Source organism: Pseudoalteromonas rubra (assembly GCF_000238295.3).
GTDB classification, from domain to species: domain Bacteria; phylum Pseudomonadota; class Gammaproteobacteria; order Enterobacterales; family Alteromonadaceae; genus Pseudoalteromonas; species Pseudoalteromonas rubra.
Genome location: NZ_AHCD03000023.1, coordinates 1 through 1,350, shown reverse-complemented (window position 1 = coordinate 1,350; position 1,350 = coordinate 1). Strand labels below are relative to the sequence as shown.

Here is a 1,350-nt window from a genome sequence, read left to right as displayed (position 1 = left end):
GGCTCAGAGACTCGCTCCAGTTATACCCAGTATGACAGCACGGGCGAGCTGGTTGTCAGAAAGACGAATGCGCTGAATCAGGCTGTTACATTTTTATATAATGGTGTCAGTAACCCGGATGGACGCATTGTTTCTGTGACAGAAACCAGTCCTAACGGTGTATCAAAAACACAGCTGTTGAACCAGTGGGGAGAAGCAGTAGAGGCGCGTTTTGCGAATGGGACTTATCAGAAGCGTGAAACCTTATCCTGTGGCAGCAGCTCGCTGTGCTCATCGGTGAGTGGACGCTACTATACTAAATCCACTCAGTCTGGCATGGCTGCGCAGTATGAGGTGTTTGACAGATATGGCCGTAATGTGCGCAATACCAAAGCACTGGTTGATGGCAGTGTGGCGTATGAGGATATCACCTACGCCCGACACAACAACCCGGTCACCAAGACACTGCCCTATAAATTGGGAGAGACTAAGTACACGACGCGCTTCGACTTTGATGGTTACAACCGGTTAGAAAAGACGACGCTTCCCAGTGGTAAAGCGACAAGCATTCAGTATCTGGGTCATCTAACCCGGACCACGGATGTGGGTGGCAGTAATGATAACTATAGTGCCAGCAGCTACAAACGCGATGAAATGCAGGATGTGCAGGGTCGTACATTGTATAAGACAGATCCTTATACAGGCTCTAATCCGGATATTGTGAACCGCGTCAAAATTGGCTATAACGCTTTTGGCGATATCGTGAGCACGACCAACGCGGTTTATAATAGCAGCTCAGGACAGTTTAAAAACACCGCAACCACAACGCACTACGACCGTTATGGCAGAAAAATCAAGGTAGAAGATCCCAGCCGGGGGAGCTGGAAACAGTATTACAACGGCTTCGGAGAGGTTGTTAAAGAGGTGAACGGCCGCTCTGAAACAGAAGAAACCTTCTATAATAAGCTGGGTCAGGTATCACGTACTGTTCAGCTGGATAAAACCGTGTCTGGCCGTTCCCTGATCAGCTGTAATGTCTATGGCAACAGCAAATCTGCGCATAACATTGGTAAACTGACCGACTCTTATCAGTTCCGTGTGACGGGCTCAGCGGCAAGCTGCGAAAACCTAATTGCCAACAACACGGCGAGTATCAGTAAGCATTACACCTTTGATGACTTAGGTCGCCCTGAAAGCAGTGTGACTAAAAATGCCGGTGGTGAGTTTAAATCTGTGTCCAGTTATAACAGCCTGGGTCAGATTAGCCAGATGGCATTGCCAAACGGCATGTTTGTGAAGTCGTATTACACGAACGGTAAGCTGCGCAGTAACTATGATGCCGCTACGAATAAGTTGCTGAGCAAAATTGAG

The 1,350-nt window shown here is 48.2% G+C and carries 1 protein-coding gene; it reads left to right on the top strand.

Annotated features, from left to right (window positions below):
• A partial coding sequence (locus tag PRUB_RS02640; RefSeq protein ID WP_198452308.1) for a hypothetical protein occupies positions 1 to 1,350 on the top strand: 1,350 nt, incomplete at both ends.